This window comes from Inquilinus limosus MP06, from assembly GCF_000767795.1.
GTDB classification, from domain to species: Bacteria; Pseudomonadota; Alphaproteobacteria; order DSM-16000; family Inquilinaceae; genus Inquilinus; species Inquilinus limosus_E.
Window position 1 is genome coordinate 1 of sequence record NZ_JANX01000711.1, and the last position, 2,693, is coordinate 2,693.

General features: G+C 72.2%; 3 protein-coding genes. All 3 read right to left on the reverse strand.

The window, feature by feature from the left end; translation table 11 throughout:
• Positions 1–667, reverse strand: a 667-nt coding sequence (locus tag P409_RS31245) for a dihydrodipicolinate synthase family protein (protein ID WP_034847664.1), incomplete at its 3' end; no start/stop codon positions are given.
• 15 nt (positions 668–682) lie between these two features.
• Entirely contained in the window at positions 683–2,389 is a 1,707-nt protein-coding gene (locus tag P409_RS31250) for an IlvD/Edd family dehydratase (RefSeq protein WP_034847667.1), read from the reverse strand.
• Between the two features lie 78 nt (positions 2,390–2,467).
• Positions 2,468–2,693, reverse strand: a 226-nt coding sequence (locus P409_RS31255; RefSeq protein WP_034847670.1) for a WCX domain-containing protein, incomplete at its 5' end; no start/stop codon positions are given.

Genomic DNA, 2,693 nt, shown 5'->3' on the forward strand with positions numbered 1-2,693 from the left:
GGGCCAGCGGCCCGGTGACATTGGTGGTGGCGGAGATGCAGCCGGCGAAGCCGCGCGCCTTTGCCATGCCGAGCGTCGCCTCGGAGCTGGGGAACACCGCGATGTCCGGCACCCGCTTCGCCAGCTCGGTCGAATAGGCGATGTCGCCTGAGGAATCCTTCAGGCCCAGCAGCGTGTCCGGATGCCGCTCGGCCAGCGCCGCCACCACCTCGATCGGCCAGGGCACGCCGGTGTTCTGCGGGATGTGATACAGGTAGAGGCCCAGCCCCTCGCCGCCGACCTGCGCGATCACCGTGTCGACGTAAGCGACCAGGCTCTCGTCGTCGATGCCCTTGTAGTAGAAGGGCGGCAGCAGCAGCGCGCCGGCGAAGCCGAAGGCCTTGGCCGCCAGGGTCAGCCGCACCGCATCCTCCAGCGCCGAGGCGCCGGTGCCGACCATGAAGCGCTCCATCGGCAGCCCGGCCTCCGCCACCGCCCGCATCGCCGCCAGGCGCTGCTCGACCGAGAAGGACGTCGCCTCGCCGGTGGTGCCGAGCAGGTTCACCGCGTCGCAGCCGCCGTCATTCAGCAGCCAGCGGCAATGCGCCGCCAGCTTGGCGTGGTCGATCGAGAGGTCTCCGCGCAGCGGCGTGGCGGCGGCGGCGATGACGCCGGAGAGCTTCGGCATGGCAGAAACCTTCATTCAGCCGGCCTTGCGGCCGGGCACCAGGAAGTCGAAATCGCAGCCCTCATCGGCCTGCAGCACGCTGTCGTGGAACAGCCGGGCATAGCCGCGGTCCGGCGCCGGCTTCGGCGGCGGCGCCTCGGCGGCGCGGCGGGCCAGCTCGGCGTCGTCGACCAGAAGGTCGAGGCGCCGGCCGGCGGTGTCGAGCCGGATGCGGTCGCCGGTGCGGACCAGGGCCAGCGGCCCGCCATCCGCCGATTCCGGCGTGATGTGCAGCACGATGGTGCCGAAGGCGGTGCCGCTCATCCGCGCGTCGGACAGGCGGACCATGTCCTTCACCCCCTGCTGCGCCAGCTTGCGCGGGATCGGCAGGTAGCCGGCCTCCGGCATCCCGGGCGCGCCCTTCGGCCCGGCGCTGCGCAGCACCAGCACGTCGTCGGCCGCGACGTCGAGGTCCGGGTCGTCGACCCGCGCCGCCATGTCCTCGACCGACTCGAACACCACCGCCCGGCCGGTGTGCTGCAGCAGGGAAGGCGTCGCCGCCGACTGCTTGATCACCGCGCCGCGCGGGCACAGGTTGCCCTGCAGCACCGCCATCGCGCCCTGGGCCTTCAGCGGGTTCGACCGCGGCCGGATCACCGATTCGTCCCGCCATTCGCCCGGCCTGGGCAGCGTGTCGGCCAGGGTGCCGCCGGCCACGGTCGGCACGGTCAGGTCCAGGAGGTCCTTCAGCTCCGCCAGCAGATGCGGCACGCCGCCAGCGTGGTGGAAATGCTCCATGTATTGCGCGCCGGAGGGCTTCAGGTCGATCAGCACCGGCGTCTCGCGCCCGATGCGGTCGAACTCGGCATAGTCGATCGGCTGGCCGACGCGGCCGGCGATGGCCGCCAGATGGACCAGGCCGTTGGTCGACCCGCCCACCGCCTGCAGCGCCGTCATGGCGTTGCGGAAGGCGCCGGGCACCAGGATCTCGGACGGGCGCGGCCCGCCGGTCACCGCCATCCGCGCCGCCGCCTGGCCGGTGGCCTCGGCGCAGCGGATGCGGTCGGCATGGGTGGCCGGGATGGCGGCGGCGCCGGGCAGCGACAGGCCCAGCGTCTCGGCGATGATCGCCATGGTGCTGGCGGTGCCCATCACCATGCAGGTGCCGACCGAGGGGGCGAGGCGGCCATTCACCGCCTCGATCTCCTCATCATCGATCTCGCCGGCGCGGTAGCGGCCCCACAGCCGGCGGCAATCGGTGCAGGCGCCCAGCACCTCGCCCTTGTGGTGGCCGACCACCATCGGGCCGGTGGGCAGCACGATCGCCGGCAGGTCGGCGCTGGCCGCCGCCATGATCTGGGCCGGCACGGTCTTGTCGCAGCCGCCGATCAGCACCACCGCATCCATCGGCTGGGCGCGGATCATCTCCTCCGTGTCCATCGCCATCAGGTTGCGCAGGAACATGCTGGTGGGGTGGGCGAAGGATTCGTGGATCGAGATGGTCGGGAAGGCCATCGGCATGCCGCCGGCCAGCATCACCCCGCGCTTCACCGCCTCGACCAGCTGCGGCACGTTGCCGTGGCAGGGGTTGAAGTCGCTGCCGGTGTCGACGATGCCGATGATCGGCCGGTCCAGCGCGTCGTCGGAATAGCCCATGGCCTTGATGAAGGCCTTGCGCAGGAACAGCGAGAACCCGGCATCGCCGTAGCTGGTCAGCCCCTTCCGCAGGCCGCGCTTGTCCATCGTGATCTCTCTCGCTGGCGGGCCGGGCCTACCGGGAGGCGCGGCATGGGCCGGACGGTAGGCCGCCGCCCGGGATTGTCAATGCTCCTTGTCATACAACTTCGTCACGCGGCAGGCCCCCTCGGCCAGGGCCCGGCGCAGCTCCGGCGGCTCCAGCACCTCGACCAGGTCGGTGAAGCCCAGCAGCAGCCGGGCGGCATGGCCGATGCCCTCGATCGGCACCGTCGCCCGCCGCCAGCCCTCGGCATCCGGCTCCGCCCGCTGCACCGCCTCCGCCGCGTCGGCACCCAGCCGGTCGATCAGC

What these genes read in the sequence shown, in the direction of transcription:
- P409_RS31250 (WP_034847667.1), bottom strand. Translation starts at nt 2,389, where the DNA reads ATGGACAAGCGCGGCCTGCGGAAGGGGCTGACCAGCTACGGCGATGCC.